At 56.5% G+C, this 16525-nt stretch carries 10 protein-coding genes; 3 read left to right on the forward strand and 7 right to left on the reverse strand.

The features are described 5' to 3' along the window. Window positions 1–175: 175 nt before the first annotated feature. Together EAV92_RS16070 and EAV92_RS16075 are read left to right on the forward strand one after the other, a co-directional pair. Window positions 176–1558 carry an Ig-like domain-containing protein gene (locus tag EAV92_RS16070; protein WP_123042046.1) on the forward strand — a complete coding sequence of 461 codons (1383 nt, stop codon included), beginning with the start codon at window positions 176–178 and terminating at the stop codon, window positions 1556–1558. Window positions 1559–1580: 22 nt separating this feature from the next. Beyond that, window positions 1581–4265 (forward strand): S-layer homology domain-containing protein, encoded by a 2685-nt coding sequence (locus EAV92_RS16075; protein ID WP_241158570.1) that lies wholly within the window; start codon window positions 1581–1583, stop codon window positions 4263–4265. A gap of 52 nt (window positions 4266–4317) precedes the next feature. Here the strand turns inward: EAV92_RS16075 and EAV92_RS16080 are convergent, their stop codons facing one another. The 3 genes from EAV92_RS16080 to EAV92_RS16090 all read right to left on the reverse strand — a co-directional run bounded on the left by EAV92_RS16080 (window position 4318) and on the right by EAV92_RS16090 (window position 7462). Further along, window positions 4318–5157: a carbohydrate ABC transporter permease gene (locus tag EAV92_RS16080; RefSeq protein WP_123042048.1), complete on the reverse strand. Its 840-nt coding sequence runs from the start codon at window positions 5155–5157 to the stop codon at window positions 4318–4320. Window positions 5158–5170: 13 nt separating this feature from the next. Next, entirely contained in the window at window positions 5171–6040 is an 870-nt protein-coding gene (locus EAV92_RS16085; RefSeq protein ID WP_123042049.1) for a carbohydrate ABC transporter permease, read from the reverse strand. Window positions 6041–6118: 78 nt separating this feature from the next. After that, a complete protein-coding gene (locus EAV92_RS16090; RefSeq protein ID WP_241158287.1) occupies window positions 6119–7462 on the reverse strand; it encodes an ABC transporter substrate-binding protein in 1344 nt (447 codons plus the stop codon). A gap of 261 nt (window positions 7463–7723) precedes the next feature. On the opposite strand from EAV92_RS16090, the gene EAV92_RS16095 reads away from it, so the two are divergent. Further along, window positions 7724–9013 (forward strand): Gfo/Idh/MocA family protein, encoded by a 1290-nt coding sequence (locus tag EAV92_RS16095; protein WP_123043769.1) that lies wholly within the window; start codon window positions 7724–7726, stop codon window positions 9011–9013. Here EAV92_RS16095 and EAV92_RS16100 read toward each other — a convergent pair. From EAV92_RS16100 to EAV92_RS24900, 4 genes are all read right to left on the reverse strand, one after another. Further along, complete coding sequence (locus EAV92_RS16100; RefSeq protein WP_123042050.1) at window positions 9008–10624, reverse strand: response regulator transcription factor; 1617 nt, start codon at window positions 10622–10624, stop codon at window positions 9008–9010. The two genes, EAV92_RS16095 and EAV92_RS16100, sit on opposite strands and share 6 nt — an antisense overlap. Before the next feature lie 20 nt (window positions 10625–10644). Then, on the reverse strand, window positions 10645–12360 hold the full coding sequence (locus tag EAV92_RS16105) for a sensor histidine kinase (protein WP_164472810.1): 1716 nt from the start codon (window positions 12358–12360) through the stop codon (window positions 10645–10647). Between the two features lie 11 nt (window positions 12361–12371). After that, complete coding sequence (locus EAV92_RS16110; RefSeq protein ID WP_123042052.1) at window positions 12372–13883, reverse strand: extracellular solute-binding protein; 1512 nt, start codon at window positions 13881–13883, stop codon at window positions 12372–12374. Window positions 13884–13993: 110 nt separating this feature from the next. Beyond that, entirely contained in the window at window positions 13994–16423 is a 2430-nt protein-coding gene (locus EAV92_RS24900) for a LysM peptidoglycan-binding domain-containing protein (RefSeq protein WP_241158288.1), read from the reverse strand. Between the last annotated feature and the right edge of the window lie 102 nt (window positions 16424–16525).

The following is a 16525-nucleotide window of genomic DNA, read 5'->3' on the forward strand; positions in this document are numbered from 1 at the left end:
TCATTTTCGCCAGCCTAACATCTTTCGCTCCCAAATTCCTCTCAAGCCATTATCACAAAATTTTCGACAGCCTGCCACGAGAAACTGCAGCCGCGCTCGGTTTGTGAGAATTTTGGGAGAACAACATCGTATGCTGGAAGAACAACAATCATAGGGGACGAAAGGGTGACGAAATTTGAGGAAGAAAGCGGCAGGACTCGCGCTGCTGGCGGCTTTGTCTGTCGGACTGTTCGCCACGTCCGTTCCTGGCGCGAGCGCGGACTCGCAGCGGCAGCAAATCGAACAAGATGACCCGAGAATCCAATATAACGGGACATTCACGCCGGTGAGCGGTTCGGAGTTCTCGAGCGGGAACATGAAGCAGTCCTTGACCGGCGGTACCATCTCGTTTCGGTTTGTCGGCAATTATCTGAAATTGGGGTTGGCGGCGAAATACAGCGCACCGATGGAGCCCAAGGTGCAAATTATCGTCGACGGGAATCCGACCACGGTGGACCTGGCCAATGGCGGCGTCATTCCATTCGAACTGGACAACCTGGGCGATAGGGTCGAAAACGAAAAAGGCGAAATGGTATATGTCCCTCATCAAGTTTTCATTGCGCCGGCGAACGTGACAGGATATAAGGACGTTGTCGCTCTGGACTATATCGTTTATGACAATTACTCCCCTTCGGCGAATCCGGATCATAGAACGACCAGGCAGGCAACGCCGGTCAGCGGCAAAGTGACGGGGACAGACCCGAATCAAGACGCGTTGACGTTCAGCAAATCCGCGGGCCCAGTGAACGGAACGGCCGCGGTGAACGCCGACGGCAGCTGGACGTACGCGCCCGCGGCAGGTTTTACGGGTACGGACAGCTTTGGCGTCACGGCCTCGGATCCGTTTGGTTTGTCCGCGCAGACGACCGTGACCGTGGACGTTGCCAACATCGCGCCTATCGCCGCCGTGCCTTTCGTGGAAGCCGAAACGGGTCAAGGCGAGGCGGTTGCCGGCCAGGCGGGGGTCGTCGATGCCGGTGGAGACGCCTTAATTTATGCGAAGCTGAAAAGCCCCCTGTACGGCACGGTGGACGTCGACGAGGACGGCAGTTGGACCTATACTCCGCAAGCCGGATATTCGGGCGTCGATTATTTCTCCGTCAAAGCAGTCGACCCGTCCGGCGACATCGCCGAGCAGCTGTTCGTCGTGACGGTCCATCCATCTGACAGCGGCGGCACCGTAACGCCCCTTACCGGCGAAGATATCGAGGACGGCACGATCGGCCTGGCAGATCTCGCCGACGACGTCACGAAACGGCTTAGCGGCGGTACGGTGCTGACCGTCGTCCAAGATCAGCCGTTCGATGTCGCCGTCGCCGGCCACGATTCTTTGCAAAACGGTGCCGAATCGGACGGCGTAACGGTAACCAACACGGACGGGAGCGACGGCTATATCCGCCTCAGCGGCACGTTGACCGTGCCCGGCATCCGTACGGTGACCATTGACGGTGCCTCATTCGTATTCGACGTGACGGAGGCGCCTGCCGATTCGCCGATTTCCGTGACGTTCGATGAGTAGGAGGCGAAGAGACGTGGTTGCGATGCGCCGCATCGTCAGCGGAGCGCTTGCCGCGCTGCTGTGGCTCATGCCGCTTGCCTTGCTGGTGGAGGCTGCTAGCGGATCCGACATTAAGGACGGTACCATCGAGCGAGTCGATCTGGCTCCGGCAGTGCGGGATCGGCTCGCCGAAAGCGCCGTTCTGACGGTCGTCAAAGGCCTGCCTTTTACTGAAACCATTCCGGGTCTTGATTTTCTGGAGTCGTCGTACGATTCTTCCGGCGTAACTTTAAGCAATATCGACTCAAACGACGGTTACGTGCAAGTTGCGGGTATGATCGCCGAGACGGGGTTGCAACGGATCGTGCTCGACGGGTTTCCATTCTTGTTCGATGCCGTCGACCCGCCAACGTCCGGCGCCGTCTCCTACGCAATTAGCGGGAGCGGCGGGAAGGAAGCGGACAAGCTGGTTTCGAATGCCGGTGACGCGTTCAAGACGGTGACGCTCTCCGTGTACGCCCCGGACACGTCGAGGCACTATCGGTACCGCGGCGTGGAACTCGCGGTTTTTGCGGAAACGCCGGGAGGTTCATATACGGCAATGCCCGGAAAACAGAAACGAGTGATCACGAACCGGACAACCTTGGAAATCGATCTAGCGTCCGCTGACGATTACGAGGCAGGCAATACGTACAGGCTTGGCTATCGCGTGCTGTACAGCCTTGTCGGGGCTCACGGCTCCGAGATCCTTGCCGGCGACGCGGACAACGGCAAAGAGGGATGGCGGCTGCTCGAGGACAACGGAACTCTCTTCTCCTTCACCCGATCCGCCGCGCCGGCGTTGTCCTCGGACGCGACGCTGAGCGGTCTCTCCGTCTCGGAAGGGAACCTGACGCCCGCCTTCAGCTCCGGCAGAAAGAGCTATTCGGTTACGGTCTCCGAATCCGTGTACGCCGTAGCCGTGACGCCGACGGTCGCCAGCGGCAAGGCAACGGTAACGGTTGACGGCAAAACTGTAGAATCCGGCGCCGCGGTCGACGTATCCCTCAAAACCGACTCGTCTGTGACCTCCATTCCCATTACCGTTACGGCGGAGGACGGCACGACGAACGAATATTCGATTACGGTGACACGTTCGGCAACGGACACCGGCTCGGATCCGCCGCCGGAATCTTCCGACAATGCGGCGATCGCCCATCTGTCCGTTCATCCCGGCGCCCTGACTCCCGCTTTTGCGCCGGATGTGGAGAGCTATACCGTACATGTGCCTTATACGGCCACGGAGATGACTATCGAAGCCTTGCCGTTCGAGCCGGATGCCTCCGTCACCGTTAACGGAAAGGCCAAGGTAGATGCCGTGCAGCTGGCCGTCGGGGAAACTCCGATCTCCGTTGAAGTTATAGCCCCGGACGGCGAAACGAGGATGACATATCGGCTCGTCGTCACCCGGGAAGGTCCGCCTTCCACGACGAATTCGAATGATCGCATTACAGTTATTCCATCGAAGCCCGGAAGCTTGCCGCTCGAATTCTCGACCGCGGTAACCGAGCGTGGCGGACTGTCGTACTTGTCCGTCGATCCGGTTAAAGCCGCCGCGGCCATCGATGCCGCGCCGCAAGGAACGACAACGTTCCTGCTATCCGCTTCGGCGGTATCCGCCGGCATCAATATTCCGGCTGCCGTCATTGACGCCGCGGAGAGAAAGGCGGGGGCCGATGCATCTTTCGTCGTTGCAACGCCGACCGGGACACTCAGATTGCCTGCCGGTCTGCTCTCCAAGCTGGCTGACGGGAACAACGGCGCCGCTATGACCGTCACCATCCGGACATCCGATGACGCGGCGGCGACGCAGGTTCGGAATGCCGCCCTCTCCGACGGAGTTCGGCTGATCTCGAGCCCGGTCCAATTCGAACTGGCCGTTCTGGACTCCGAAGGGGTTATGCATGCCGTCGAAGATACGAACGGCATTTATGTGGAGCGCACCTTGCAACTGGAAAGCCCGGCTGCTTCGGTCACGCAACTATCCATCTTTATGCTCGCCGATGACGGAAGGCTGGCCTATGTCCCCGCGACATTCGAACGCCATTCCGACGGCAGCGTAACGGCGCATGCGTATCGGGCGGGCTTTAGCACCTATGTGGCGGGCAGCAAAGAGGCGGCGTTCGGGGACCTGGCCGGTCACTGGTCGGCGGCCGCGGTTCACGGTCTTGCTTCTAAAGGCATCGTCTCCGGCCGCGGACCGTCCCGATTCCAGCCGGACGGCATCGTCACCAGAGCCGAATTCGGCTCGATCCTGGCCAGGGCACTGGGTTTGCAAGGCAACCCCTCCGGGCCGTCATATGCCGACATTTCGCCAACCAAATGGTATTACCGAGACATCCTCGCGCTCACACAAGCCGGAATCATGAGAGGCACGAATGGCCTCTTGCTGCTTGACAGTCCGCTGACGCGGGAAGAAATGGCGGCCATGACGGCACGAGCTATTCACTATGTGAAGCCTTCGCAGTCGGCAAGGCAGCCCGATCATCTTTACGCCTATAGGGACGCCGGAGCGATAAGCGGCTGGGCTAGGGAAGCCATGCAGGAGATGGTGTCCCTCGGCGTGATGAAGGGGAACGGGCAGGGTCTTCTCCGCCCGTCCAGCAAGGCGACAAGGGCGGAAGCGGCCGTCACCGTGCTTCAGATGCTGAAGACGCTCGGTTTTGCCGACGATCCCGCATCCAAATGAACGAAGAACAACCCGTCGAACTCATCGACGGGTTGTTTGCTGGACAGACGGATTACCCCTTATGCGCGCTGAAAGCTACGCCTTCGATAAAGCGCTTCTGGAAGATGAAAAAGAGAACGATCATCGGGATGACGGCCATGAAGGCTCCGGCCATCAAGATCGGATAATTCGTGCTGAACATGGAAACCAGCGTGGCCAGCCCGGAAGATAAAGTAAGCTTATCCGGCGAACTGTTGATGATAAGAGGCCATTGCAATTCGTTCCAAGACCACAGCAGTTGAATGATCACGATCGCCACCAAAGCGGATTTCACCAAAGGCAGCATGATATATCGGAACGTCTGAAACGGATTGCAGCCGTCCAGGATCGCAGCTTCCTCCAACTCTTTGGAAATGCCGAGAAAAAATTGACGAAGCATGAACGTAGCGAACGGACTGACCAGCGAACAGATCCAGAGGGCGGTCACCGTATTGACCAATCCCCATTTGCTCATGAGCAAGTATTGCGGCGTGTAGAAGACGGGATTCGGAACCATCATGACGGAGATGATGATGAAAAACAGGATCGATCTTCCCGGGAACCGGATTCTCGCGAAAGCGTAGGCCGCCATGGAGCTGAAAATGACGGGAAATAAAGTCTTCATGAAGGCGGTAAACGCCGTATTCAAGTAATAGTGCTTAAAGTCCGATTTTTCGAATGCCTTCGCATAGCTGCTCCAATCCGGATGGGAAGGAAATATTTTCACGGGGATTTGGGTGGCTTCCGTCACGGTTTTGAAAGACGTCAGAATCATCCACAGGAAAGGGACGATCATGACGATGGCCGCTGCGATGAGGATCAGGTGAATCGGCCAATTGGATTTGCCCGAACGGGTTGGCGCGCTGTTCGTCATTCTCTTCCCTCCCTTAGTCGTAGACGACCCATTTTTTCTGCAATGAGAACTGAATGCCCGTCAAAATCAAATTGATGACGAGCAGAACGTCCACGATGGCCGCTGCGTAGTTCTGGTCGTAATAGACGAACGCATTTTGGTAATACGCATAGACGAGAGAACGCACGGCAGGCAGCGCTACGTTCGTTTTGCCGATCAGCAGGTAGATCGAATCGAAAATCTGGGTCGCTCCGATCATCAGGATGACCGTCGTGAAGAAGAGCGTCGGCGTCAGCAAGGGCAAGGTGATGTAGCGGAACTTGCGGAACCGCACGGCCCCGTCGATTTCCGCGGCTTCGTACAGCGCCTTCGGAATGCCTTGCAAGCCTGCCAGAATGAGCAGCATGTTAAAGCCGATCGCTCCCCAGACCCCCACGATGACCAGCGCGAACATGGCGAATCTCGAATCGGAAATCCAGGCGACATGCGTGCCGAGCAAATAGTTGATAAACCCGTAATCGCGGGCGAATAGCACGACCCAAACCATGGCTGCCGCGGCGGGCATCGTGACCTGGGGCAGGAAGAAAATGACGCGGTACGCGGATAACCCTCGAATCTTGGCATTCAACAGCACGGCGAAAAAAGTAGAGAAGATCAGCGTCAGAGGAACGAATAAAACCACGTAATACATTGTGTTTCGCAGGTTACGCCAGAATTCTTTGTCGTGAAACAGCTTCTCGTAGTTGGCGAAACCGACCCAATGGTTGACGAGCCCGAAATTCTCGGATTTCAAAAAACTGAGGTAAATCGAATAGACGGCCGGCCAGCTCCAGAACAAGACCGTACCGAGCAAGGTAGGTGCAATCATGGCGTAAGCCCACATGTACCTGCTTCTCGAATTCATAGCCTACCTCCCCGCATTCATTGAGGCATTCCGGAAACCCGGAATGCCTCAGCCTTTTTATGCCAATCCGAAAATGCCTTATTTGTTGTCCGCGATCGCTTGGTTCATCATCGCAGCCACTTGTTTGGCGCCCTCTTCGATCGAGATATTGCCGCCCCACGCTTGCGCCATGATTTCCGATTCTTTCGGGAACCAGACCGGATAGGCTTTCGAGCCGGCCGGGTAAGGCATGGCGTCAGCCGCTTGATCGATGAACACCTGCAGGTTCAGCTGCGGTTTGGATTTTACCCATGCGGCTTGCGTGTCCTTGAAGGCCGGGATCGCCGCGCCCATCTCCGCCGTGATTTCCGCCGCGCGTTTGGAGCCGAGGAATTTCAGGAACTGCCATGCTTCGTCTTTGTGTTTGCCGGAAGCCGACATCACGTTGCCGAGACCGTTGATGATGTTGCCGCGCTTCGCTTTACCTTTCGGTAGCGGTGCCCAGTTCCATTTGCCTTTGATGATGTCGCTGCCGTCGATGTCGGTCGTTCTCCAGTCGCCTTCGAAGATCATCGCGACTTTGCCGGACTTGAACATTTCCGTAGCGTCCGTATCCGTCATCTGCTGATGGGACGGAGAGGCTTTGTCGAGGATCATTTGATAACGGGCCTTCAGCGCTTCGATCGATGCCGGATCGTCATAGCCGGACTTCGAACCGTCCGCGCTGATGACGGAACCGCCGTTCGCGAGCATGTCGTTCCAATAGCCCGTTTGCGTATCCATCTTGGCCGCGAAGCCATAGATTCCTTTATCCGGTTGGCTCAGTTGTTTCGCCACTTGCGCCAGCTTGGCGTAATCCCAAGTGTCGTCCGGATACGGAACGCCCGCTTTATCGAAAAGGTCTTTGTTGTAAGCCAGCCCGATCGTGTCGAAATCTTTCGGGATCGCATAGTTTTGGCCGTCCAGCGCGTAGATCGAACCCAGGTTCGCCGCATAGTTGTTCAGGTCGATCTCGCCGGCTTGCACTTTATCCGTGATGGGCTCGAGGAATTTGCCGGATGCGTACTTCACGAACTGGCCGCTGTGCATCCAGAATACGTCCGGCAGCGTACCGGCCGGAGCGGCCGCGGACATCTTCGTCCAGTAATCCCCCCAAGGAATGACCTCGACTTTGACTTTGATGTTCGGGTTTTGAGCGGTGAATTCTTTGGCGATCGCTTCCATCGCCGGCTGCTGCAGTTGATCCCAAATCGTGTACGTCAGCGTGACGTCTTCTTTCGGCTTATCGGACGACTGGCTGGCCGGAGCGCTGGCCGAAGCGTCGCTTCCTTGCGATGCCGCTCCGCCGTCATTCGATTTGCTGCCGCCGCAGCCCGCCAATGCCAGCGCGGTAACCACCAGCAGGCTCATTGCGGAAATCCATGTTTTTTTGCGGAATGCCACTGTATTTCCCCCTCGAGATGATGATAGATAGGCAATGGCCCGAAAAAATTTGCGCACATTTCCTCGGATCCTGCCTGACAAGGTGTCCCTTGTGTTTTCATCATAAATCACGGGATTACGGGCACGAAATGCCTCATTTTAAAGATTGAAACCCAAAAATTAAGATCGGCTATGCAAGATCTCGGCATCCGTTACATAATGTTTTTGAAGAAACGAATCAAATATATGCGCAATTATTTGCATTTAAGGAGATGGAATTTCATGAAAAAACCGTCGCTGGCCGTGATCGGGGCAGGCGCGAGAGGGCTGCTCAGCTATGCCCCTTACTTCAGCCGATTTCCGGACGAGGCGGAGATCGTCGCCGTCGCCGAACCGAACGAACAAAGAAGAATGGATTTCGCGCAGAGGTTCGATTTACCGGACGAGCGCGTTTACGCCTCTTGGGAGGAACTGCTGGCTCAGCCCCGCTTCTGCGATGCTCTCCTCATCTGCACGCAGGACCAAATGCATTTCGCTCCGACGATGGCCGCCTTGCAGCAGGGGTACCACGTGCTGCTGGAGAAGCCGATGTCGAACAGTCCGTCCGAATGCATCGAGATGACCGAGATGGCCCAGCATACCGGCAGATTGCTGACCATCTGCCACGTTTCACGCTACATCCCGTTTTGGCGACAATTAAAAACGATCCTCTCCGAAGGGAAGATCGGGGACGTCGTATCGATCCAGCATAACGAGAATGTCGGCTATCAGCATTACGCCCACAGCTTCGTGAGAGGCAATTGGAGGAACGCTTCGCTCTCCAGTCCGATGATCTTGGCCAAATCCTGCCACGATATGGATCTGATCCGCTGGCTGGTCGATTCCGAGTGCACGCGCGTCAGTTCCTTCGGCTCGTTAAGCCACTTTCGACCGGAGAACGCCCCGGAAGGCGCGGCCGACCGGTGCACGGACGGCTGCGCCGCGGAGGCTGCCTGCCCTTATTCCGCCTTGCGCTTCTATTCGCAGGACCTGGAAACGAACCCTTATGCCGCTCTCATCACCGATCCTCCGACGCTCGAAAACCGGATGAACGCGATCGCGAGCGGCCCTTACGGCAAATGCGTGTATCGGACGGATAACGACGTCGTCGACCACCAGGTCGTCAACATGGAATTCGAGAATGGCGCGACGGTCATGTTCAGCATGTGCGGGTTCACGCGGGATACGAATCGCACCGTGCAGATCATGGGGACCAAAGGGGAAATTCGAGGGGATTTGCTCAAAGAGGAGATCGATCTTTTCGAATTCGCCGGAGCGAAACGGACCTTGATCCGGACGCCAAGCGAAGACGGCGGGCATCACGGAGGAGACGCGGGCGTCTTGCGTCAATTCATCGCCGACTTGCGGGAAGCCAGGTTCTCCGGTTCGTTGACGTCGGCGGAAGCTTCCCTCGAAAGCCATCTGATGGCGTTCGCCGCGGAAGCTTCCAGGGTACGCCAAGGAGAAGTCGTCGAACTGAGAAGCTTCCGCCACGCGCTATCCGCCGACCTGTATGAACACCCCCGGCTATAATCCGCTTTTATACTCCTGCGGCGTCATGCCGTAATGGGTTTTGAACAGCTTGATGAAATATTGCGGTTTCTGATATCCGACCTCTTGCGCGATTTGATTGATTTTGAGATCCTTCTGCTTTAACAGCCGCATCGCCGTATCCATTCTCACGCGCAGCACGTAGTTGGAGAAATTCTCTCCCGTCTCGGCTTTGAACAAATTGGAGACGTAAACGGGATGCAGGTGAACGTGATCGGCCACGGACTGCAGCGTGACGTCTTTCACCTGCTCGTTGACGAAGCGGACGACCCGCTTAATGAGATCGTTCCGGAAGCTGTCGGACAAGCTGCCGCTGTAGGATTTCAGCTGCCCCAAGCTGTGGAAGGACCACTCCCGCAAAGGCTCGATGCTCCAGCCGGCATCGAGCCTTAACATTTTCTCGGCTTCCCGGCCGTAGATGTCGTTGAAGCGCTTGCCCTTCTTGTGAACATAGTAGGAGAAGGCCTGCATGATCGTGACGTACGCTTCGAAGACGTGCTCTTTCGTTTTATTTTCCCGGCGCTCCAGCTCCTCGAACACCTTGATCATTTTCCGCTCGGCGGCGTCCCATTGCTCGACCTCCAGCAATTGCATGAACGTAGGGGACGCGTACAATTCGGATAAAGGGCGGATCTCTTCTACGTTCCGCTCCTGAAGGTCATGGAAGAAGCTCTCGGTCTGAAACCCGATGTAGTCGGTAAACAGGGAGAGCAGATTATGGTAGACCGCGGGTACTTCGCCCGGAAACGAGCTCCAGTTGCTCATGACCAGGGAAACCTTAATTTTCAAAAACCGCTTAATCTGATGCTGGACAAGGCGAGCCAGCCGCTCCGCTTCCTCCATCCACTCCTTCTCGGAGCTTTCGGACGGCTGCTTCGGGCGGACGAGGAAGACCAAGTAATCGTAGTCGTCCTTGCAATGCCATATATGAAAACGGGGAGAAAAGATTTCGTCCGCAATGTTCGTCAGCGCATATTCCAGCAGAGACACGCTGTACAGATCGGTGCCGGCGAAATCCTCTTCGATACGCATGCACAGCATGAGAACGGGATCGGTCTCTTGATACGGCAGTTCGTACAGTTTCAGCTTATCCCGAAGCACGGACGCCGGCGGTATTTTGCCTCCCAGCAATTCGTAGAGCAGCGATTCCCGCAGCTTCGGCAAGCTTTCCCGGAACAAATACGAAAGTTTCTGCTGATTGACGAGCAGTTCCCCGTCTCTTTGCAGATCGGCGATCAAGCCGCGAAGCGTGCTCTCCAGCTCTTCGTTGGCAACGGGCTTCAGCAAATAATCGCAAATCCCCTGCCGGATCGCTTCTTGCGCATACTGGAATTCGTCGTGCCCCGTTAAGATCACGGATTTGATTTTGACCCATTTGTCCTTCACCGCCGATACCAGCTCGAGTCCGCTCAAGCCCGTCATTTGAATATCGGTCACGAGGATGTCGATGGCATGGTACTGCAGCAGCTCGAGCGCCTCTTCTCCGGAATACGCTTTGTGCACGGCCGAAATGCCCATCCGTTCCCACGGAAGTGCGTTCGCCAAGCTGTCCACCAAATGGGTATGGTCGTCCACGATCAAAATTTCGTACATGCCGCTTGCCTCCTCCGAAGTCACGCGTTTCCTTCCTCGATCCGCCAGCTGATTTCCGCGCGCAGCCCGCCCCACTCGGAAGTGCCGAGCGTCAATCCCGAGCCCTCACCGAAGAGCAGAATCAACCGCTGATGCACGTTCTGCAGGCCCGAATCGATTTCGCCGCTCGTTGCCAGCCGGATTTTCGATTGCATCGCATCCAATTGCGCCTGCGGGATGCCCGGTCCGTTGTCTTCGACGGAGAGGCGGGCGATGCCCGACTCCACCCTTCCCCGAATCCGGACGATTCCGTATTGAACCGGTTTCCGGAAGGCGTGCACGATGACGTTCTCGACAAGCGGCTGCAGCGACAACCGGGGAATCTCCATCTCCGTCATGGCCGGTTCGATCTCGATTTCGTACTCGAAGTCATCCGTCAGCATGCGATGGATGTCCAAATAATTGACGACCAGGCCCATCTCCTCATCGAGCGTCGCGAAGCTGCGGCTGGTCTTGGTCGTATAGCGGTAATACTTGCTCAAGTTCATCGTCATGGAGACGGCTGCTTCCTTCTCGCCGAGCTCCACCATGCTTTTGATATAGGCCAGCGTATTGTAGAGAAAATGCGGATTGATTTGCGATTGCAGCTGTTTGACGTTCGCTTCCTTCGTTTGGATTTGCTCCTTCAGCACGTCCTCGATCAACTCTTCGATTCTCGCGGCCATCGAGTTGAAGCGTTGGTACAGGTACCGGAATTCGCCTTTCGGAGGATCCTGCATCCGGCTCTTGTACATGCCTTTCTCGATGAAATTCATCCCCTGCATCAGCTTCCGGAAAGGAATGCGGACGTTTCTGTAGAGGATAAAGCTCAGAATGAACGCCATGAACAGCATCATGCCGCTGATCATATAGAACATCGTTTGGTTTCGTTTAATGGGGGCCATGATCGTGTCGATCGGCACGTAATCCACCAAATACCAGCCGAGCGAAGGCACCATCTCCATATGAACCTGGTACGCGCCGTTCTCCGTGCGGATCAGCCGAGGCTTTACGTCTTCGGCATGCTCGCCGGGCGTCAGTTCGGGCAGCATGTGCCGAATCAACGCTTGATCAGCCGTATAATTGAAGATCGGCGTGAAGCCGGGTTTATACAAAAAGGGATCTTCCAAGCCTTTGCTCTTCATATCGGAGAGTCCGCTCTTGATCTCCCCTTCATCCACTTTGGCGACGACCGTTAAATCCGCTTCCTCCGCCTTCGCGGTTTTGGCCGGATTGGAAATCGTCTCGATAAAGTAGGAGTCTCCGTTCGATTCGTTCCGATAGCTCCAGAAACCATCGACATCGGGAAGCGCGGAAGGTAAAGCGCCTAAGCTGGAATCGCTCTTGATGACCATCCCCGTCTTGGGATAGACGACCGCGATGACGCCCTTCCTCCTTCCGTACCCGACCAGCCGATTGATTTCTTCGGACACGGTTTTCAAGGTGCGGAAATGCAGCAAATCGTCGCCGAGAAGATCGGGATACGCCAAATTGCGGACTTCCTTGCTTTGATAGAGCATTTTCTGATAGGAGTCGAACTGGGCGAACATTTGCCCGATCTGTCCGACGAACGTATCGACCTGCGTGCGTTTGGCCTTCACGATTTCCTCGGTCAGCACGCGCGAACTCGTTTGGTTGGAATAAGCATACAGCGCGATAATCGGAGTCAAGAGCAGCAGCAAAGCGATAACCATGTTCGTGAAAATGCTGGATCGCACCCGGATTCCTCCTATCCTGCAAAGGGTGGCTGCCCTGACCGGAATGCCGCATACTGCCTCTGCAGCTCGGCCCATACCTTGTCGAAGCCGGCTTTCTTGAGCGCGGCCATCGCGCCGGCGTATTGCTTATCGTAACCGACGATGCCCATGTTGATCGGAACGAACTTCTCGTTATAGACCGCAAGCACCTTGGCATATTCGTTCTTCACCGGCTCCTGGTTGAAATGGAACCCGAATATCCGGGATATTTGCGCATTGTCGTCGTTATGCATCATGTCTTGCACGACGGAGTCCTCGACGTTGGCCGGCGCCATGAAATAATTTTTGTTCCGCCACATCCATTCGTACATCAATTGATCATTCGTGAGCAGGCGGACTTTGCCGTTCTCGATCCGATAATCCTTGCCTTCCACGCCGTAAATGATGAAATCGTAGTGCTCTTGGCTCTGCAGGATCCAATTCATGAACCGCATGGCTCCTTCCGGATGAGGAGCCTTTGCAGGAATCATATACGCTTCGTTGGAAGGCGCGGCGATATACTTCGGCTTGTCCGGCGACAGGTAGTACTCCCGAAGCTTCGCCGATGCGTCCGCATGCTGAGCGGTTTGCAAATTCTCCATCGCCCGCGAAACGGCGCCGACCCGGAACAACAGCTTGCCCGCGTTCTCCTGATCGATATTCGCGGCCAAATTGCCGACGAGGCTTTTGTCGATCAACCCCATGTCGACCCACCTCTTCCGGACTTCCGCTACCCTTTCGTAAAGATCGGATTCAAGGTAGTCCACCAGCTCGCCCGTGTTTTCGTTCACGGCGAACATCTGGTTCTCGTCCAGGAAAGTGAGCGGCTCATCCGAGAGCTCGCGCCATAAAATGTCTTGGCCCCGATCGGTTTCCAAATACCCGTAATAACTCGGATCCACGGCGTGTATCCGGGCGTAAAACGTTTCTAAATCCGCGATCGTGCGAATGTCCTTCATGCCGACCGATTCCAGCAAATCTTGGCGTACCATGACCGAAGTGAATTTACCGGCCGACGTAAAGGCTTGTGACGGGATCGCCCACAGCTTTCCGTCGATTCGATCCAGCTTGAAATTGTCCGCCGGAATGTTGGCGGTCAAATCCGGCCCGTACTTCTGCAGCAGTTCGTCAAGCGGCTGGATATATCCTTTGGCCTTATAGTCCGAGACGAACGGCGTGCCGTACCAGACCAAGTCGTAATCTTCGCCCGTCGCCAGCGCCAGCTCCAGCTTCGATTGGTAATCCGGCCACGGAATATACGTCAATTCCAGTTTGAGGTTCAATTCCTTCATCAAGCGTTCGTTCAGCTCGTTATCGACGAATTCCCTCATGCGGGGCGATTCGTCTCCCGGCATGATCATCTTCAAGGTGACTGGGTTTTCTGTTACGCCGGCAGCGGCCTTGCCGGTGGAGGAAGCCTCTTGCGCGTCTTTACAGGCTCCGATCAGCATGCAGAACACAAGGAGAACCGGTACCGCGAACAGGCGAAACGCTCGATTGGCCATCTGTAAGCAAGCCCCCTTGATTGCTGTAGACAACTTCACGATAACACGGCATGTCGAAAAATTGAACCTCCGGCCCCAAAATTTGGAGCCGGAGGCAAAAACGCATTCATTTAAGGCAGGACAAGCGTTTGCCCCGGGAAGATGAGGTTCGGGTTGTGCAGATGGTTCAGCTGTTGAAGCCGTTGCCAAGTCGTGCCGAACCGAGCCGCGATCCGGGACAAGTTGTCTCCCGCCTGCACGACGTAGACGCCGTTAAGGCCGTCGGATTTACCGCCGTCCGACTTACTGCCGGTCACCTTAACGCTGCCCAGCGACAGCCAGCCGTCCGCCCCCTGCTCCGCATTGGCGAACTTAAACTTGGTCGCTTTGGGAGTCACGGTGCTCAGCGGATTCACGACACGCAAATAAATCTCGTATTTGCCGTTCGCGAGTTCCTTGCTCGAGAACCGGCTTTCGAAAGCCTTGCGGTTGATGTTGGCCCCGTCGTCCGGCAAGATCCCGCCGATCTTCCAATCGGTCTTCCAAACCTTGACGGTCTTGCCGCCGGATTTGGCCGCCAGCTCCACTTGCCAGTCGTAATAGAACGGCGCGACGCCGCGGTTCTCGATTTCCGCGCCGACTTTGAGTTTGCCATCCCGTCCGTCCAGATACGCTTTGGGCACGTAATACTCGTACCCCATGCGGCGCGATCCCTCCAGCGCCCGTTTGAGCGGCTCGCCGCTCATCGGCACTTGGAACACGCCTTGGTTCAGCAGGAAGGACACGTGCGTCAGATTGAGAGCCGTGTAATAGTCCTCGCCCTGTTGGCCTTCGATGGGATGCGCCGGATCGTTGTATCTCGGCGGATCGTTGTTCCACATCGGGACTTGGATTTCCGGACGCATCTCGCCGCCCATCGGACGGGTCTTCCAGAATTCCGTATCCCCCGCGTTCAACGTACGGCCCCAAAAATGCCAATCCTGCCCGCCCATGCTGAGCGGCAAAGTCTGGAACGCAAAGGAATCGTCATGATAGCCGATATCGTAGTTTTTCGTCTGATAGGTTCCGTTGGCCGCCGGATAACGGACGAGCAGCCTCGTCTTGTTGAATGCCCGATCCATCGCTTCCAGAACGTTCTTCTGGTTTTCCTCGGACGGCATGAGGTTGGGCTGGCGTACGGGCTGGCCATCCTTGTCCGTCAAACCGTTTCCGTTCGCGTCGGTGACCGGAGTCCAACCGTCGTACGGCCACGTATGCCATTCCCCCCAAAATCCGATCAAACCGACCATGATGAAGCCGATGCGAGGATCGCCGTCATAACGTTTCCCTAGCTCGGCCGCAAACGCCAGGAAGGCGGCGTTCAGGTTCGGGTCGTCCCAATCCGGCAGCAAGCTCGCCGCATGCGTGCCGTTGCCGAAGTCGGCATAGGTGCGGGTCTTAAGGCCGCCGTCCAGCAAGTACTGCGGAATTCCCGTCGGTTTGTCAGGATAATCCACGTAGAATCGGAATACCGCTTGATGGCCCCTTGCCGCGATCGCGTTTAACTGGCGGTCGAAGTCCGTCCAATCGAACGTATTCGGTCCTTTCATGACCGCGTTCAGCGGCTCGTAGAAGTACTCCATGCTGTACGGCATCTGCGTCGCCCGATCTCGCCAATCGTCGCCCGTCTTGTAAAAGCCGTCGGATCCGGCATCCAGGAAAGGCATGAACCCTTTCAGCGGATTATCGATTGGAGCCGGTTTGTACGCCAGCTTGTGCGTCCCGCCCGCCGTTGCCCATGCCGGCGCTTGCGGTGCCGGCGTTCCCGGCTGCGCGCCGCCGGACGGACCGCCTTGCCCGGATCCGCCGCCGGATGCCGTCCCGTAAAATCCGACATCGTCGATATGGAGGATGTCGCCTTCGTTCGCCGACGGGTTGTAGCCGAACTGAATGCCCGTCAATTTGTCGGTCTTCAGCGCAGCCGAACACTTGGCCTGATCGTTCCCGCACTGCCAGGCCGCCTGATTGAACTGGTCCCAAGCCACTCGGATATAGCCTTTAAAGCCTGCCTCCACATGGAGAGACCCTCCGTTAAAAGAAAGCGGCTGCCAACTGGTCCCGTCGGCTGACCCTTGGGCGGAGCCGGCCTGTTTGAAGTTGAACGCGCCGTTCGGTTCGTCGGTTTTCAGCTCCATTCCGAGATCGAGCGGACGGCCGGCCGACTCGTTGTTGAGCCAAAAAGTCACCCCTTCAAAAGAAGACGCGTCGCGGACCCCGTTCGCGAGCGGATGCAAGATGTTGGCCCAAGTCGCGGCAGGCTCCAGAATCGTCAGCTTCATTCCGTTGCTGCCGCTCGCCCCGTCCAGGGAGATCCCGACGGCATTCGGTTTATCCGACCAGTCCAGTTTCCACGAGGCTTGCAGCGCGGCATCGTCCGCGTACGATTCGAAATCGTCAATGATCGCGGGGCTTGCGCTCGCCGCATCCGCGGACGCGATGTTCGAAACCGGTACCGCCCAAGCAGCGGCAAGCAGCACGATCGCCAATAGGAGTGATGACGCTTTCAAAGCTTTTCGTTTCATCGCTTTTTTTCCTCCAACTTCAAGAGATTGGTGTTGCGGATTGTTGCGGGCACATGCAGCCCTGTCGTTTCACCCTCACTTCGCTTAGGAAATTTTTTGCGC

Source organism: Cohnella candidum (assembly GCF_003713065.1).
In the GTDB taxonomy this organism is placed as follows: domain Bacteria; phylum Bacillota; class Bacilli; order Paenibacillales; family Paenibacillaceae; genus Cohnella; species Cohnella candidum.

Coding starts and splice junctions, on each gene's coding strand:
- EAV92_RS16080 (WP_123042048.1), bottom strand. CDS start 5,157: ATGACGAACAGCGCGCCAACCCGTTCGGGCAAATCCAATTGGCCGATT.
- EAV92_RS24900 (WP_241158288.1), bottom strand. CDS start 16,423: ATGAAACGAAAAGCTTTGAAAGCGTCATCACTCCTATTGGCGATCGTG.
- EAV92_RS16095 (WP_123043769.1), top strand. CDS start 7,724: ATGAAAAAACCGTCGCTGGCCGTGATCGGGGCAGGCGCGAGAGGGCTG.
- EAV92_RS16110 (WP_123042052.1), bottom strand. CDS start 13,883: ATGGCCAATCGAGCGTTTCGCCTGTTCGCGGTACCGGTTCTCCTTGTG.
- EAV92_RS16075 (WP_241158570.1), top strand. CDS start 1,581: ATGCGCCGCATCGTCAGCGGAGCGCTTGCCGCGCTGCTGTGGCTCATG.
- EAV92_RS16085 (WP_123042049.1), bottom strand. CDS start 6,040: ATGAATTCGAGAAGCAGGTACATGTGGGCTTACGCCATGATTGCACCT.
- EAV92_RS16100 (WP_123042050.1), bottom strand. CDS start 10,624: ATGTACGAAATTTTGATCGTGGACGACCATACCCATTTGGTGGACAGC.